The 16742-nt window shown below is 51.8% G+C and carries 15 protein-coding genes; 10 read left to right on the top strand and 5 right to left on the bottom strand.

Going from position 1 to position 16742, the window contains the following annotated elements:
• Window positions 1-144: 144 nt before the first annotated feature.
• Window positions 145-1803: an indolepyruvate decarboxylase gene (gene ipdC, locus HWQ15_RS01260; protein WP_022648930.1), complete on the top strand. Its 1659-nt coding sequence runs from the start codon at window positions 145-147 to the stop codon at window positions 1801-1803.
• On the opposite strand, the gene HWQ15_RS01255 is transcribed toward ipdC, so the two are convergent.
• On the bottom strand, window positions 1804-3039 hold the full coding sequence (locus tag HWQ15_RS01255) for an ion channel protein (RefSeq protein WP_038416469.1): 1236 nt from the start codon (window positions 3037-3039) through the stop codon (window positions 1804-1806).
• A gap of 205 nt (window positions 3040-3244) precedes the next feature.
• Here HWQ15_RS01255 and glk point away from each other — a divergent pair, with 205 nt between their 5' ends.
• Window positions 3245-4210 carry a glucokinase gene (glk, locus tag HWQ15_RS01250; protein WP_022648928.1) on the top strand — a complete coding sequence of 322 codons (966 nt, stop codon included), beginning with the start codon at window positions 3245-3247 and terminating at the stop codon, window positions 4208-4210.
• A gap of 35 nt (window positions 4211-4245) precedes the next feature.
• Here the strand turns inward: glk and HWQ15_RS01245 are convergent, their stop codons facing one another.
• On the bottom strand, window positions 4246-4977 hold the full coding sequence (locus HWQ15_RS01245; protein WP_032623833.1) for a LytTR family DNA-binding domain-containing protein: 732 nt from the start codon (window positions 4975-4977) through the stop codon (window positions 4246-4248).
• Between the two features lie 13 nt (window positions 4978-4990).
• Window positions 4991-6688 carry a sensor histidine kinase gene (locus HWQ15_RS01240; RefSeq protein WP_063149140.1) on the bottom strand — a complete coding sequence of 566 codons (1698 nt, stop codon included), beginning with the start codon at window positions 6686-6688 and terminating at the stop codon, window positions 4991-4993.
• A 386-nt stretch (window positions 6689-7074) separates the two neighbouring features.
• Here HWQ15_RS01240 and alaC point away from each other — a divergent pair, with 386 nt between their 5' ends.
• Complete coding sequence (gene alaC / locus HWQ15_RS01235; protein WP_063215883.1) at window positions 7075-8310, top strand: alanine transaminase; 1236 nt, start codon at window positions 7075-7077, stop codon at window positions 8308-8310.
• A 57-nt stretch (window positions 8311-8367) separates the two neighbouring features.
• Here the strand turns inward: alaC and ypdK are convergent, their stop codons facing one another.
• Window positions 8368-8439 carry a membrane protein YpdK gene (gene ypdK, locus HWQ15_RS01230; protein ID WP_099458937.1) on the bottom strand — a complete coding sequence of 24 codons (72 nt, stop codon included), beginning with the start codon at window positions 8437-8439 and terminating at the stop codon, window positions 8368-8370.
• Between the two features lie 359 nt (window positions 8440-8798).
• Window positions 8799-9719: a kdo(2)-lipid IV(A) palmitoleoyltransferase gene (gene lpxP, locus HWQ15_RS01225; RefSeq protein ID WP_168713920.1), complete on the bottom strand. Its 921-nt coding sequence runs from the start codon at window positions 9717-9719 to the stop codon at window positions 8799-8801.
• A gap of 717 nt (window positions 9720-10436) precedes the next feature.
• Here lpxP and HWQ15_RS01220 point away from each other — a divergent pair.
• The 7 genes from HWQ15_RS01220 (at window position 10437) to HWQ15_RS01190 (ending at window position 16560) form a co-directional block, all read left to right on the top strand.
• The gene (locus HWQ15_RS01220; protein ID WP_042713604.1) at window positions 10437-10667 is read left to right on the top strand and encodes an AlpA family transcriptional regulator; all 231 of its coding nucleotides are present in this window, start codon (window positions 10437-10439) and stop codon (window positions 10665-10667) included.
• Window positions 10668-10677: 10 nt separating this feature from the next.
• Window positions 10678-11541, top strand: coding sequence for a hypothetical protein (locus HWQ15_RS01215; protein WP_063215884.1), 864 nt, complete (start codon window positions 10678-10680; stop codon window positions 11539-11541).
• 14 nt (window positions 11542-11555) lie between these two features.
• On the top strand, window positions 11556-12560 hold the full coding sequence (locus HWQ15_RS01210) for a P2 family phage major capsid protein (protein WP_063215885.1): 1005 nt from the start codon (window positions 11556-11558) through the stop codon (window positions 12558-12560).
• Window positions 12561-12667: 107 nt separating this feature from the next.
• Window positions 12668-13240 (top strand): host cell division inhibitor Icd-like protein, encoded by a 573-nt coding sequence (locus HWQ15_RS01205; protein WP_074143522.1) that lies wholly within the window; start codon window positions 12668-12670, stop codon window positions 13238-13240.
• The gene (locus HWQ15_RS01200; protein WP_042713601.1) at window positions 13237-13476 is read left to right on the top strand and encodes a hypothetical protein; all 240 of its coding nucleotides are present in this window, start codon (window positions 13237-13239) and stop codon (window positions 13474-13476) included. The genes HWQ15_RS01205 and HWQ15_RS01200 overlap by 4 nt, the downstream gene beginning before the upstream one ends.
• Window positions 13466-13876 (top strand): hypothetical protein, encoded by a 411-nt coding sequence (locus tag HWQ15_RS01195; protein WP_042713599.1) that lies wholly within the window; start codon window positions 13466-13468, stop codon window positions 13874-13876. Before HWQ15_RS01200 ends, HWQ15_RS01195 begins: the two co-directional genes overlap by 11 nt.
• Window positions 13873-16560: a DUF927 domain-containing protein gene (locus HWQ15_RS01190; protein ID WP_063215886.1), complete on the top strand. Its 2688-nt coding sequence runs from the start codon at window positions 13873-13875 to the stop codon at window positions 16558-16560. The genes HWQ15_RS01195 and HWQ15_RS01190 overlap by 4 nt, the downstream gene beginning before the upstream one ends.
• Window positions 16561-16742 lie beyond the last annotated feature (182 nt).

The raw sequence follows: 16742 nt of genomic DNA, 5'->3' as shown, positions 1-16742 counted from the left end.
TTTACACTAACCTGAAGAAAATGAGCATAGCTCAGCTTTTTTCGTAAAGCATTCTTTCCAGCCCCTGATTGTCGCCAATTCTGGACACCCTTCACGCTTATTTAATACTCAGAGTGAGGTCAACGTCAGAAGGACACCTATAATATGCGTACCCCCTATTGCGTCGCCGATTACCTGCTGGACCGACTAACAGATTGCGGTGCCGATCATCTGTTTGGCGTGCCGGGCGACTATAACCTGCAGTTTCTCGACCATGTGATAGACAGCCCGGACATCTGCTGGGTGGGCTGTGCCAACGAGCTGAACGCGTCTTACGCCGCAGACGGCTATGCCCGCTGTAAGGGATTTGCCGCACTCCTGACGACTTTCGGCGTTGGGGAGTTAAGCGCCATGAACGGTGTGGCGGGCAGCTTTGCCGAACATGTCCCCGTGCTCCATATTGTGGGGGCTCCGGGTATGGCGGCGCAGCAGCGAGGAGAGTTACTGCACCACACCTTAGGCGACGGCGAGTTCCGCCATTTCTACCACATGAGCGAACCCATCACCGTTGCACAGGCGGTGCTTACCGAACAAAACGCCTGCTATGAAATTGACAGAGTCCTGACCACCATGCTGCGGGAGCGCCGTCCGGGCTACCTGATGCTGCCCGCCGATGTGGCGAAAAAAGCCGCTACGCCCCCTGTAAGCGCTCTCACTCTTAACTCCGCACCGGCCGATTCAGCCTGCATGCAAGCGTTCCGTGAGGCTGCCGAAAAGCGTTTGTCAACGAGCAAACGCACCGCGCTGTTAGCGGACTTCCTGGTGCTGCGCCACGGTTTGCGCGCGGCCCTTCAGACGTGGGTGAAAGAGGTGCCGATGGCACACGCCACCATGCTGATGGGCAAGGGCATTTTTGACGAACGACAGAGCGGTTTTTATGGCACCTACAGCGGATCGGCGAGCGCCGCGGCGGTCAAAGAGGCAATCGAGGGGGCTGATACGGTGCTGTGCATTGGCACGCGCTTTACCGATACGCTCACAGCCGGGTTTACCCACCAGCTGACGCCAGATCAGACGATAGAGGTTCAGCCCCACGCGTCCCGCGTCGGCGACGTCTGGTTTACGGGTATCCCGATGAGGGAGGCCATTGAAACGCTGACAGCGCTGTGCAAAACGCATGTACGTGATACGCGAGCGCCATCGGATCACAGCAGCTCTTCTTTCCCCACTATCGAAGGGGCGCTGACTCAGGAGAGCTTCTGGCGTACCCTGCAAACGTTTATTCGCCCCGGAGACATTATTCTGGCTGACCAGGGGACGTCTGCTTTCGGCGCTATCGATTTGCGTTTACCGGCAGACGTGAACTTTATCGTCCAGCCGCTTTGGGGATCGATCGGCTACACGCTCGCGGCGGCGTTTGGCGCGCAAACAGCGTGTCCGAACCGACGCGTGATTGTCCTGACGGGTGACGGTGCCGCGCAGTTGACCATTCAGGAGCTGGGCTCGATGCTGCGCGACAAGCAGCGCCCGATTATTCTGGTGCTTAACAACGAGGGATACACGGTTGAGAGAGCCATCCACGGGCCGGAGCAGCGCTATAACGATATTGCCCTCTGGAACTGGACGCAGATCCCGCAGGCGCTGAGCCTGGCGCCAGAGGCAGAATGCTGGCGCGTCAGCGAAGCGGAAACACTGGCGGAGGTGCTGGATAAAGTAGCACACCACGAGCGACTATCGCTGATCGAGGTGATGCTGCCGAAAGCCGATATTCCGCCGCTGCTGAGCGCGCTGACCAAAGCGCTGGAGGCGCGCAATAACGCCTGATTACCTGTCGTTTCGCCATGCCATCAACATCGGTTTGCCCGCCAGCAGGAGCCAGGCGGGCAACATCACGATACAAAGGAGCGGCAGAAGCGTGGTATCCGGCACCACAACGGCCGCCATAAACAGACTCAGCCATGCATCGCGCGTTACCACCAGTACCAGCCCCAGAATGGAGCAGGAGACGGTAATCGCCGCAGGGACAGCGTCGACGTGCTCATGCAGCATCAGCCCCAGCGCGACGCCAACAAATACCGCCGGGAAGATCCGTCCTCCCCGGAAACCACAGGCTGCAGCGATCACCAGCGCCGCCAGTTTTACCAGCGCGAACAGCAGATAATCGGAGACGCTAAAGACCTGGCTGAAGGCCAGTTGCTGCATCTCGTCCAGACCCTTAAACAGCGTAACCGTCCCGCCGATAGCGCCTAAAACGCCCAGAATAAAACCGCCCATACCCAGAATCAGCACCGGATGCTTCAGCCTGTGCATCAGACGATGCAGGCGCGGAAGACACCACACTGCGATCATTCCCAGCGCAATGGCTATCGCGACGACGACGGCACCGCTGACAATATCGGTGAGTTGCATCTGGCCATAGTGGGGGATGGGGAGTGAAAAATGAGGATGGAAAAACAGGCTGGTCGTGAGGGCCCCTGCTGCGGCGGCCATCAATGGCGCAAAGAGTTTATCCCACAGCGGCACATCATTGTCGCTGCTGAGCGTTTGCGAAAAGATGAGCGCAGCCGCTATTGGGGTACCAAACAGTGCCCCGATGGTACCGGCGGAAGCCAGAATCGTCCAGTCCAGCGCGCCAACGCGCGGGAAAAGACGCGCTCCCAGAAAGACCGCCAGCGCGATATTAACCGCCATAATGGGATGTTCAGGCCCGAGGCTTACGCCGCCCGCAAGACCGATAATCAGCGCGATAACAAGCCCCGGCAGAGCAGAGGGAGATACTGGCGCACCAATCAAGGGTTCCAGTGCCGGGTCCGGCCCGGCATGGCCCGGGCTATAGCGGATCACCAGACCTACGGCAATTCCGGTCAGGGTCAGCATCATCATGATCCACCCTGGCGAGTCAGTGCTGATGCCAAGTTTAACCGGCAGCGCGGTCCATAAAATCGTTTGCAGCACTGCCGCTACTTTCATGACGACGATGAGCACCAGGCTCGACGCTACGCCAATAATTAGCGCCGGGACAGCCAATAACAGCATGGTTCTGGCTCGCGGATGGAGCATGATGATTTCCTTGTACAAAACGGCTTAACGTTACTTTGCACAATCAGCATTGTGGCAATAGTGCAAAAGGTGCTGAAACGGTAAAGTTATTATGTGACGAAGATCGATAATCCATGGGCAGTCACCTTCTGGTCGTTGTTGTTATCACGCCTTGAATTTACAGTGTCCCAAAGATTTATTCTGACTTTAGCGGAGCAGTAGAAGAATGACAAAGTATGCTTTGGTAGGTGATGTAGGCGGCACCAACGCGCGCCTTGCCCTGTGCGATGTAAACAGCGGTGAAATTTCTCAGGCGAAAACCTATTCAGGGCTGGATTACCCAAGCCTGGAAGCGGTAGTTCGCGTCTATCTTGAAGAGCATAAAGTGAGCGTTGAAGACGGTTGTATCGCCATCGCCTGTCCGATCACCGGCGACTGGGTGGCGATGACCAACCACACGTGGGCCTTTTCAATTGCCGAAATGCGGAAAAACCTCGGCTTCTCGCACCTTGAAATTATCAACGATTTCACTGCGGTTTCCATGGCTATCCCAATGCTTAAACCTGAGCATCTGATTCAGTTCGGCGGTACGGCCCCGGTTGAAGGCAAACCCATTGCTGTTTACGGTGCCGGAACCGGTCTGGGGGTGGCGCACCTGGTTCATGTCGACAAACGCTGGGTCAGCCTGCCGGGTGAGGGCGGCCACGTGGATTTTGCGCCGAACAGCGAAGAAGAGGGCATTATTCTTGAGGAGCTACGCGCCGAGATTGGTCACGTGTCGGCCGAGCGCGTGCTTTCTGGTCCGGGTCTGGTGAACCTGTATCGGGCGATTGTAAAATCAGACGGACGTCTGCCGGAAAATCTGCAGCCTAAAGATGTGACCGAACGCGCGCTGGCCGACAGCTGTATTGACTGCCGTCGTGCTTTGTCGTTGTTCTGCGTCATTATGGGGCGTTTCGGCGGCAACCTGGCCCTGAATCTCGGCACCTTTGGCGGGGTCTATATTGCGGGCGGGATCGTGCCGCGCTTCCTCGATTTCTTTACCGCCTCCGGTTTCCGTGGTGGCTTTGAAGACAAAGGCCGCTTCAAGAGTTACGTGCAGGACATTCCGGTTTACCTGATTGTCCACGACAATCCGGGCTTGCTTGGCTCCGGGGCGCATCTGCGTCAGGTACTTGGCCAGATCCTCTGACATCCGTCTCCCTCTCCTGCGGGAGAGGGAACGCGCTACAGGTGCATGAGCTGGCGGAACGCTTTCACTCTGCTGCGGCTTACCGGCACCTGAAAATCCAGATCCTTCAGACGCAAAATATAGGTGTTATTAAACCAGGGTTCGATCTCGCGGATCTTGTTCAGATTGACGCAGAACGAGCGGTGGCAGCGGAAGAAGTGCGCTGCCGGGAGTTTGTTGCAAAATTCGGTGATGTTCATCGCCATTACGTAGGCCTCACGCCGCGTATAGACAAACGTCATTTTTTCGTGCGCTTCAGCATAGTAAATATCGTCGACAGGCGTGACGATGATCCGTTCGTCCTTCACCAGATTAATGGTGTCGTTTTCACGCGCTACCGGACTGGCACTGGTGGGCAGCGACTGCTGCTGCCATGCGGCTTCCAGCTTATGCAGCATGCTGATAATACGCGACTCCTGATACGGCTTGAGAATATAGTCAAACGCCTCCAGCTCGAAGGCTTCCACGGCATGCTCTTTCCACGCGGTGACAAACACAATAAACGGCTTGTGGGCGAACTGATTGATATTTTGCGCCAGCAGAACGCCGTCCAGAGACGGAATATTAATATCGAGAAAAATCGCGTCGACCCGGTTATGCTGCAAAAATTTCAGCACGTCCAGACCATCCTCAAAACAGCCAACAATCTCCATCTGGCTGTGGGTTTTGATAAGCCAGCTCAACTCCTGCTGAGCCAGAATTTCATCTTCTACGATGATGACTTTCATCTGTTACTCCGGCCTACGGCAACAAGGATATGGGGGCATTAACGGGCGTTCGTTCGTTCGGGACATAAAAAGCAATCTCGGTGCCCGGCTCAAGGCGGTGAATGTGCAGCCCGTCACCGTACAGCAGCTTGACCCGGTGGTGTACGTTCAGCAGCCCGATTTTATTTCCCGGCATTTCGTTTGATACGACGCGCTCGATCACTTTCGGATCGATGCCGTGTCCGGTATCGCGCACGGCGATTCGCACGCGGTTACCGCTTTCCGTCACGCTAATCGTGACCACGCCTTTTCCTTTACACGGCTGAATGCCGTGAACAATGGCGTTTTCCACCAGCGGCTGGATCAGCAGGCTTGGGATCACGCAGTTGACCTCTTCATCAATATCGTAAATGACCGTCAGCTTATCGCCAAAGCGTGCCTGCTCAATTGCGATGTAATCCTTGATTTGATACAGCTCTTTTTTGATGTCGATCTGCTCGTCGTCTTTTAACTCAATGTTGTAGCGCTGATAGCGCGACAGATTAAAAATCAGCTGCCGCGCGGTATCCGGATTAAGACGAATGGAAGAGGAGATAGCATTCAGCGCGTTAAACAGGAAATGGGGATTGATCTTGCTTTGCAGGGCACGCAGCTCTGCCTTATTTGCCATCTCGCGCAACTGCTCCGCACGCGAAACTTCGAGTTGGGTGGAGATGATCTGCGACAGGCCAATCGCCATCTCCTGGAGCGAGGAGGTGATTTGGTGCGCATGGCAGTAGTAAATTTTCAGCGTCCCCGTGACCACGCCTTTTTCCCACAGCGGGATCACCAGCATTGAGTGGATCTCTGGCGTCCGGTGGGCTTCATCATTGTTTTTAATGATGATTTTTCCGTAGTTGATCGCCTGTCTGGTGGTCGGGCTGATGGTATCGTCGCTGTCGCGATAATTGTGCTCACCGACGCCAACATAGGCCAGCACGTGGTCAATATTGGTGATGGCGACCGCATCGGCGTGAATATCCCGGCGGATGATATCGCAAACCTGACGTAAAGATTCGGTGTTAACGTGTCGGAAAAGCGGCAGCGTTTTGTTGGCAATATCCAGTGCCAGCTTCGCCTGACGCGCGGCGCTGGCCTCTTTTTCGCCTTCCACGCTTTGCACCAGCAGCACGATAAAGCCTATACAGACGCTCCCGAGGATCATCGGAATACCGATCTTCGAGACGATATCCAGCCCCAGCGCAGTGGTCGGTGCCCAGACGACGACCAGGATCATGGTCAGCGTTTCGCAGACCATCCCCGCGATTATCCCCGCACGCCAGTGCTGTTTTTTTGGGATTTTGCGGTTAATCCAGCCGGAGAGTACCCCGGCAATAATGCTGGTGATAAAGCAGGGAACTGCCGTCACGCCGCCAATATCAATCAGGTATCGATGGGTGCCGGCGATAATGCCTGTGATAATCCCGACCCAGGGACCAAAGAGGATCCCGCCTGACATTACGGCGATGATGCGCACGTTCACCAGCGAGCCTTCTACCGGCACGCCGGACCAGGTGCTGAACAGGGCAAACATCGAAAAGATAAACGTAACGGCCAGCAGCTCTTTTGGCGAGTGGGCAGATTTATGCAACAGTTCGCGAAACAAGCGGATGCGGATAAGGAAAAAGAGACAGATCAGCATTAATGCCGCGCGGTCGAACACCGCCAGGAGCATATTGAAGATTTCGTGCACGGTCAGGCCTGGGAAAACGGGAAAAATCTATGATAGAAAACATAGGGCCAGATGACCAGCTATCCATCAGATTTATCAAATGGGGAAAAACCATAATTCTCAAAGGGGATTGCTGGCTTTTGACTGAAAGTCGCTGCTTTTTCGTTTGGGGAGAAGCGTCAGGTAACGATACTGAAAATAATGTGTTAAATCGCAGCGCTTAAAACTGCCTGTTCACGATAAGAGTTCCGCTTTTCACTGCAATCGCATTCCCGTTTTAGCGCAATATATTGTTTTGCCGTTATCCCCTCGACAGCGTCTTTTTCTTCAGGTTATTTTCTAAGCATGCCACACGGGTGGCAGCGTCGCTCGGACGGTCCGGGCGCTAACGTGACTCTGAGGAATCTATGACTGAATTCAGTCCTGAACGCCGTTTTACGCGTATCGATCGTCTCCCCCCTTATGTTTTCAATATCACTGCTGAACTGAAAATGGCTGCGCGTCGGCGCGGTGAAGACATTATCGATTTCAGTATGGGTAACCCTGACGGCCCAACGCCGCCGCATATCGTTGAGAAACTCTGCACAGTTGCCCAGCGTCCCGATACCCATGGGTATTCAACCTCACGCGGCATTCCACGCTTGCGTCGGGCGATCTCCCGCTGGTATCAGGATCGTTATCAGGTGGATATCGATCCTGAAAGCGAAGCGATTGTGACCATTGGCTCCAAAGAGGGGCTGGCCCACCTGATGCTGGCGACGCTCGATCACGGCGATACCGTCCTGGTGCCGAATCCGAGCTACCCAATTCATATTTATGGGGCGGTGATTGCTGGCGCGCAGGTGCGTTCTGTTCCACTGGTGGAAGGCGTCGACTTCTTCAACGAGCTGGAACGGGCGATTCGTGAAAGCTATCCGAAGCCGAAAATGATGATCCTCGGTTTCCCGTCCAACCCAACGGCACAATGCGTCGAACTCGAATTCTTTGAGAAAGTGGTCGCGCTGGCTAAGCGTTACGACGTGCTGGTGGTACACGATCTCGCCTATGCTGATATCGTTTATGATGGCTGGAAAGCGCCGTCAATTATGCAGGTACCGGGTGCCCGTGATGTGGCGGTTGAGTTTTTCACCCTGTCGAAAAGCTACAACATGGCGGGCTGGCGAATTGGATTTATGGTGGGAAACAAAACGCTGGTGAGCGCCCTGGCGCGTATTAAAAGTTACCATGACTATGGTACGTTTACGCCATTGCAGGTCGCGGCCATCGCGGCGCTGGAAGGGGATCAGCAGTGCGTGCTTGATATTGCCGCCCAGTACAAGCGCCGCCGTGATGTGCTGGTAAAAGGGCTTCACGAAGCGGGCTGGATGGTTGAAATGCCTAAAGCTTCCATGTACGTCTGGGCGAAAATCCCCGAGCCGTATGCGGCGATGGGATCTCTGGAATTTGCCAAAAAACTGCTTCAGGACGCGAAGGTTTGCGTCTCTCCAGGCATTGGCTTTGGTGACTACGGTGACACGCATGTGCGTTTCGCGCTGATCGAAAACAGCGACCGTATCCGTCAGGCTGTGCGGGGGATTAAAAGCATGTTCCGCGCGGATGGCCTGCTCGCAGTGAAGAGCGTCGTGGAACAACCCGAGTCGTAACGGACACCAAAAAAACAGGCGCCAACGGCGCCTGTTTTTTTGACTGCATTTTCTTAACTAGATCATCAGAGCAAACGTTCCGGCCCAAACTAAAACAATAACCGAAATGCCCATAAAGAAATATTTCACGTTTCATCGCTCCGCGTATCTTCCGGTACGCATTAAAAAAACAGAGTCCAACTGAGTATAGAGAGTTGAAATCATGCGAAAGGGGAAATCGGAATTATCCCGTTACGTCGCTAACTTCAGCTCTGAATTCTGTGCTTTCCTGTCGCCAGACGGCGCTAATGTACGCCTAAATTTCAGGAGTGACAAGAGGCATTTTTTTAAATAATTTCCGATACTTACGAGTGTCGTGGAACGGCGACAGTTTGATTTCGGTACGCAATAAATGCCTGTTGAGCGACGGTCGAAAAAAGCCGTTACGCACTGCGATTACAGGTGCTTGAAAAGGTTAGTTTCTTAGCGAAACTAACCTTCGAAAGGGGTTAGATATAAAGTGAGGCTTCGCCCAGAGGGCGGGTTTTAAAGCGGCGGTGCATCCACAGATACTGCTCAGGTGCTCGCATAATCTCAAACTCAATCACCTTATTGATAAAGGTCGCGGCTTCACTCTCATCCTCAGGATAGTTCGCCATCTCCGGTGAGATATGCAGACGATAGCCTGACTTATCCGCTTTTCTGACCATGGTCACCGTTAACATCGAGGCGCCAGAGAGACGTGAAATCACAAAGGTACCGTTCGTCGTAGCGACATCTTTAACCGCAAAGAAAGGGGCAAAGCTGCTGCCTTTAGGGCCGTAGTCCTGGTCCGGGGCAAACCAGACGGCTTCACCTTTTTTCAGGGCGCCAACCATACCGCGCAGATTGTTACGGCTGATCATCGCCTTATTTGAACGCATGCGGCCCCGCGTTTGTACCCATTCCATCAGTGCGCTGTTATGCGGGCGATAGGTTGCCATCATCGGCTGACAAAGACCCATAACGCGGCCGCCCAGCTCAAGCGACATAAAATGCACACCCACAACCATCACGCCGCGTTTTTGCATCTGGGCATGTTTGAGGTTATCCAGACCTTCAACGTCAAACCATTTACGGACACGCTCGTCTGGCCAGAACCAGGCCATACCGGTTTCAAGCAGCGCCATACCGATAGATTTAAAGTTTTCAGCGATCAGCGTTTCACGCTGCTGCGCGTTGTAATGCGGAAAGCAAAGTTCAAGATTTTTTCGGGCAATGGACTCGCGACGCTTAAGAAAGTGACGCGATGCGCTGCCGAGCTTCGAACCCAGGAAGCGAATCACGGGATAAGGAAGCTGGACCAGCAGCCAAAGTACGCCAAGGCCGAACCATGTAAACCAGTAGCGCGGGTGCAGAAACGCCCGCTGAAATTTGGATTGAGACAAAATAGTGGAACCTTTGTAAAGCCTGTGAAGGTAGCGCAGACTTCGCGATACCACGTGCCATTGAGACCGTAGGACGAGGTCATGGTTGCAGGCTTTACCGTTCTTTACGACGTTGCCTGGCCATTGCTGACTTGGGTGGGCGGCTTAATGTAGCACCGTTATACATTACGAGCTATTACTCGTTTTTGCTTAAAAAAGCGGCAATTGCAAAGCGGATTGATAAATCAGGCATTATAGGGGGAAATTAAAAGTGTCCCCTGCATAAATAGAACCTAGAGTGTATAGTCTTGAAATATATTATTAATTTAATTTGTCTTATATAAGGTTATACACCTAATTATACACATCAATAAATGCTTGTGTTGTCATCCGAGATGGAGGCATTCTGCAACGCCTCCAGCCTCCAGCCTCCAGCCTCCAGCCTCCAGCCTCCAGCCTCCAGCCTCCAGCCTCCAGCCTCCAGCCTCCAGCCTCTATTTTACAAAATGTTACAAATGCATTCGTCAAATTTGATGATTATCAGTAGTTAACAACTGTTTTCAATGGTTTTCGCTCGTTAACATTCAGTACTCCTCAATATTATTCACCACTTATTCTTATTCAATAAATTTGAATCAATTATCATGGGGCTAACTTTACGAATAAATTCATCTGTGTAAGTATATAAATATCCAATCGAGACCAATATAGAAGAAATAGTAATTAATAAGTGGGGGAGTTATGAGTTTTATGCTTAACAGTGAACCATCCTATAAAAAATTAAGACTTTTACGGATGTCGGATGTAATTGATTTAACGGGTCTACCAAAGTCAACTATTTATTTAAAAATGAAAAGCAAAGAGTTTCCTAGACAGGTGTCTATCGGTGCTCGATCTGTAGCATGGGTCGAAGCCGAGATTAATGACTGGATAGAGAAGAATATTCAGAACAGGAAAGATAATTGCTCATAAGAGGTATGAAATGATTAACCCAAGGAATGCTAATAAAATACTCTCAATCAAGAATGAAAGCACATCACTATTAGAAGCATATCAGGTAAGTATATTCAAAGATGGATATAGTGATGCTGCATGTATCGCAAGAATGATTGAGATTTATTTTTTGAATAAACTTCGCAGTAAAGGACAGAAACTATGTTCTTTAACTGGTCTAATGATCCCAGATACAGAGGCGACTGCCGAAGAAACTAATCTCTTACTGAGCCGATTTGAGGTGCTCTGTCACCGTGAAGAAGAAGAGTTATCCTTCCGGCAAAGAGAGGTTAAAACTGCCGAGTACGCATTAAAAAATGCAGGGTTGAATGTTAACTCCAGAACAGTTTCTGAAGTAAAAAACAAAAATGCCGTTAAAGGGGCGCGTGATGCTTATGAACGACAGTACCATTCTGCATTTTTACGGCAGAAAGAGCAGCAAACGCGAGTAAGTCTCTTCAGAGGATTCGGAAGTTTGTTACTTGAAGAGGCTGAACATATCGGGAAGAACGTTAGTAAAAAATATCTTAACTCTTTTTCCAGACCGTTAACTTCTCCCGATGAGTTTATTAACGTTTTAAACGATGCGACTTTAGTTCGGGATGTGAGATTTATCTTGGATGCTCTATGCGCACTGGATAATGCTGTTGAGCACATTCTTAAATGTTGCGCATACCCAAATGACCGTTACGAACTGGAAAGAGGTGGGATAAGTCGAACTATGGCCTATCGGGAGTACTACCGCGCTGAAAATGCCATTCTTCGCTCCGTAGTAAGCGATCGTGAATATGCAGAGCATGCTGTTAAATATAATCAGCTCTCTGAATACAAGAAAAAAATATTTCGTAAATAATAAAAGGATAAATCATGTACGCATTCAAAGCCGAAAGGCCGGACGCTGCACGCCGTTATCACAGTAAATTTGTATCTGGCACAAATTACCAGGAATCTTCAAACAGAAGATTTGCATTAAGCAAACCAACAGAAAATATTTTGCGAAGCTCAATTCTTGAGTCTGGTTGGTTAATCAATAATATCACTTTGCGTGACGTTAATGCTGTTTCAGGTAATGCCATTAATATTGGAGCCAGCGAGTTACATACAGGACGAGTTCACGGTGGCAGATTCCGTAAGATGTTAGCGATAAATGGCACTGAATTTTTTCTGTCCGAAACTGACACGTGTGCACGAATCAGCTATTTAGATATGTCACATATTTATCATACAGGTGCTCAGGGCGAATTTGATAAATCGGTCAGTGCGTTTTTTAGTCAGGCTTATGCACTTGATATGTTGCGGGTTGGTTTTAATGGAGAGTCAATTGCCGATACGACTGATCCAGAGATGAATAAAAAAGGTGAAGACGTAAATATCGGGTGGCATGCGTTGGCAAAAAACTATCAGGGTGGTCAACAAGTCTTAACTACTCCTGTAACCCTCGGAGATACCGGGGAATGGAAAAACCTCGATCTGCTTGCTAATCACCTCATCACTGAGTTGATTGCAGAGCCTTATCGGGAAGATCCGCGTCTGGTGGTTCTCGTGGGTGCCGAGCTTGCTGCTAAACAGCGTCTTAAGCTCTTCAACGCGGCTGATCGCCCGGCTGATGTGGAAGCTGCGCAAATGGCAGTCAGTTCGGTTGCCGGACGGTTTGCTTTTATCCCGCCGTTCATGCCGGGAAAACGTCTTGCGGTCACTACGCTGGATAATCTGCACATTTATACCCAGTCCCGAACACGATCATTTCGCGCCGAGTTTGATGATGAGAAAAGTGAATACGTTAATTCTTATCTGCGGAATGAAGGATATGCGCTGGGTGAACCAGAGCTTTATGCGGCTGTTGATGAGAGTGCAGTGACTTTTTCTGACTGAGACTGAAAAACAAAAAGACCCGCAAAAAGCGGGTCTTATGCACAGCAACAGGATAATGAAAAACCGTAACTTCGGTCTGAGGTTCAAGAATGCCTGGGTTTATCTTTATGTTCAACAAACAAAATTCGGTTATAAAATTCTTGCGCCATGCTAATTGCTCGGGCTATATTCGCAGCGTTGCCGCAAAATCGGCAACCGGGCGTAGGAACCCGAGTAATCTAACGGCGACACCACACGCGCCAGGCGTGTTTTTTTGTGTCGTAGCTTTGACTCACCCTTATTTTATGGTGTGGTGGTTAACCGTATCTATTCGTTATTTACGCCACATCATCCAAATTATGGTAGTCCAGGCGGGGCAGCTTTCGGGCTGGCCGGTATCCGTTAGAGCCGGTATTCCTACCCCCGTCTGGGCTACCACCCATGAGCGTAGGAACTCCGGTGGTAGCGTTACCCGCTATCTAACGGAGATTGCCGCCATGGCTACGATCCCTGCTTTGTCTCACCCCCAATATACCTTTGTATTTCTCGCTGTTCGCCGTACTGATTATGCCGCGCGTCCATTCGCTGTGCGTACTGTTGCAACCTGCGAGCGTGCTGCCCGCATGAAACTCGTTGCCGATTTTGTACTGAGCTTCGCCGCACGTATTCCGATGAACAAACTCGGGGAGGTGAGCGCATGAGTCATTTACCCATCCCTAACCACGGTTGCACCTTGACTGAAGCAGGCGAGAACCGTCTTTTACGGGCTGCGCTGGCGAGCGAGTTCCTGGCCGAAGTTCTGTCATTTCCTGCGATGAGTGGGCAGAGAACAGTTTCTGCTGAGGGAGCCGCAGCAATCATGGCCTGTATTGCAGAACAGCTGGAGGGTGTGGTGAGAGAAACTAGTACCATTAAAGGAGAAAAGCATGAACGCTAATCTCGTAGTCCATTCACCTGAGTTTCGGGCGGCATTTCTGCGTTCCTGCATTGCTGATGCCTATATTTCCCTGATGGTGCGAATTAATGGGGAGGCTGTGTATATCGAGGATGGCGAGCGTATCGAGCTTACACCTGATCGCGTGGCCATGAATATTCTTTATCACATTGAAGCGCCATGGATTAACGAATTCGGCCAGGAAGAGGGGCATCGTCTGGCGTGTGACGTTCTGGAGCGAATGCTGTCACCTGGTTACATGGCTGAAAATATTCGCCTTTCCGCATTTGGTGTCTCTGAGCTACGTGAAGTGTACCGGGACATCGTTTTCGGTGCGCCCGATGGAGAAGTACCTCCGGGTTTCAGCATTACCACTGCGGGAGTCGGGGAGGTACTGCTATGAAAGTTCAGTCTGTATCTGCGGTTTCGGGGGCAGCAAACGGGCGCTGGCCACATATCCTTTCCGCGTTAGGGATTAATGTTCCTTCCGCCCGACGCCACGGTGCCTGTCCGGCCTGCGGCGGAAAAGATCGCTTTCGTCTTGATGACAAAGAGGGGCGCGGAACATGGTTCTGTAATCAGTGCGGCAATGGCGATGGCCTTGATTTAGTCCGTCTGGTGACTGGACGCTCAGTGAAGGAGGTCGCGGGAATGGTCTGTGAGGTTCTGGCATTGCCTGAAGTACAGGATAAACCCGCTATGCCAGCCAGGAAAAAGACGGGGGGAAACGAGACCGGGGCAGACCGCTATCAGAAACTTAAAAAGCTGTCTCAAAACGGTGAATCAGCCTATCTGACCGGAAAGGGATTACAGGGTTACTCTTTACCGCTTCTTACTGCCACCATCAATCTGGCGGGGATGTCTTTTCCAGCCGGGTCGCTGCTGCTGCCCTTAACTGACATTACCGGGAATGTTACAGGCGGCCAGCTTATTAACTCTGATGGTGATAAAAGTCTTTTACCCGGCAGTCAGCTGTCAGGTGCTTTTATTGCCGTGGCTGATGTTCCGTCTGATGCTCCGGAACAGGTCATTATCACTGAAGGATATGCCACTGCGTTGACGGTCAGCCTCCTGGCTGACGGCTGGATCGTTGCAGCTATTGCGGCCACAAATTTGGTAAAGGTCGCTGAGCAAATCCGCATTCGATGGCCTGACACCCGGATTATCCTGGCTGGAGATAACGATCTTGTTGACGGGAAAGAGAACACTGGCCGGATATGGGCTGAAAAAGCGGCGAAAGCCGTAGATGGTTGGGTAACGCTGCCTCCGGTACGTCATAAAGCCGACTGGGATGATTATCGCCAGGAAACCGGGAAGGAAAGGGCGCGTGAAGCCTTCCGGGAGGAAATGACATTACACGGAAAAGGGCAAACCAGATTGCCGCAGGGGTTCAGGCTCACGAAAGAATATTTGTGGTACGACAAGCTGGTGAACAAATCAGATGGTGACACTGAGATCCGCAATATCAAGATTTGCAGCCCGCTGCGTGTGACAGCTATCACCAGCGATGCTGACGGCAGCAACTATGGCCGACTGCTGGAATGGGAGGACACCAACGGTATGAGCCGAAAATGGGCAATGCCGATGGAAATGCTGGGCGGCAGCGGGGAAGAACTGCGGCGCGTGCTGCTGGTCAATGGGCTTTCTTATATCAATATCAACGGGATGGCCAGAGCACACCTGATGGAATATATCTCCCTGTGCAAACCCGACAGAAAAGTGACCTGTGTAAATAAAACAGGCTGGCATGGCGGGGTTTATGTTCTTCAGGATGAAGTGATCGGCAAAGAGTCACAGTCTGTCATTCTCCAGACTTCCAGCGTTCAGGGGCGTGATTTTCGGGTTACGGGCACCACGGAAGAATGGCGGGAAAATATAGGTCGCTATTGCGTCAATAATGCCCGACTGGCCTTTGCCGTAAGCCTGGCATTCGCCGCGCCGCTTCTGAAGCTGGTTGGCATAGGTGGCGGCGGTTATCACCTGAAAGGTGAATCTACAGACGGTAAAACCACGACCATGAAAGTGGCTGCTTCGGTGTGCGGTGGTACGGATTTCTGGCATACATGGCGTGCTACCGGGAACGCGCTGGAAGGAACGGCCAGCCGCCGCAATGATGCCACACTGATGCTTGATGAGATCCGCGAGGTGGATGGCAGAGAGGCGGGGAATATTGCCTACATGCTGGCGAACGGCCAGGGCAAAGCCCGCGCCCGAACTGATGGTTCGGTACGGGAAACAAACCGCTGGAATTTGTTGTTTCTTTCCACGGGGGAGCTGTCACTGGTCGAGCATGCCGCCAATGCTGGAGAGCGAACCTACGCCGGGGTTGAAGTACGCATGATCCAGATCCCGAGTGATTCGGGCAAGCATGGGGTATTTGAGGAGCTGCACGGCTTTAGTGGTGGTAAAGCGCTGGCGGAGCATCTGGAACACGCCGTTATTCATTATCATGGCTCACCCTTCCGCGACTGGCTGCATTGTCTGACAGCCGATCTCCAGGAACTGACCAGCCAGGCGAAAGCGCTGCTGAAGGACTACACCCGCAGGCTGACCCCAGCGGATGCAGGAAACCAAGTTGGGCGTGCCGTTACCCGTTTTGCGCTGGTTGCTATGGCTGGAGAACTTGCCACACAAGCCGGGATAACCGGATGGCCTGAAGGTGAGGCGTTCAAGGCTGCTGAGTGTTGCCTGGCCTCATGGATGGCTGATCGAGGGCATACCGCGAACCAGGAGGATAAAACCGCACTGGAGCAGGTCAGGGATTATATGACACGTAACCAGTTCAGCCGCTTTGCTGACTGGCACGACGACAGGAACCGTCCACTGTCGATGATGGGGTTCAGGAAAGTGGACAAGGGCGACAACGTGACAGAATCCACTGTGACCTTCTACGTATTGCCATCTGGCTGGAAAGAAATTTGTAAAGGGTTCGATTCGCGAAAGGTAGCCAGATTGTGTGTTGAGGCGGGTTGGCTGAAAGCCGGGGAAGACGGGAGAACGCAAAACAACGTTCGCCTGCCAGAAATAGGGCTTAAGCGCGTTTACCAGTTTAATACGCAAGTACTGGGTAGCGCCGATCCAGAATAGTTATCGCGTGAGTCTTATTTTTATGAGGTAACACTGGTAACAGAGGTAACAGGCAGTAATGACGAGGCTTGCCACTGTTACCAGTCAGAAATATCCACTGGTAACAGTGGTAACAAAAATCAGTGTGTTACCACGCGTTACCTCTTTATTTGGCTCACTGGTAACAGATTAATTTCAATTAA

It is taken from the genome of Enterobacter sp. DSM 30060, from assembly GCF_013375955.1.
GTDB classification, from domain to species: domain Bacteria; phylum Pseudomonadota; class Gammaproteobacteria; order Enterobacterales; family Enterobacteriaceae; genus Enterobacter; species Enterobacter intestinihominis.
This window is presented reverse-complemented; position numbering and strand designations above follow the sequence as displayed.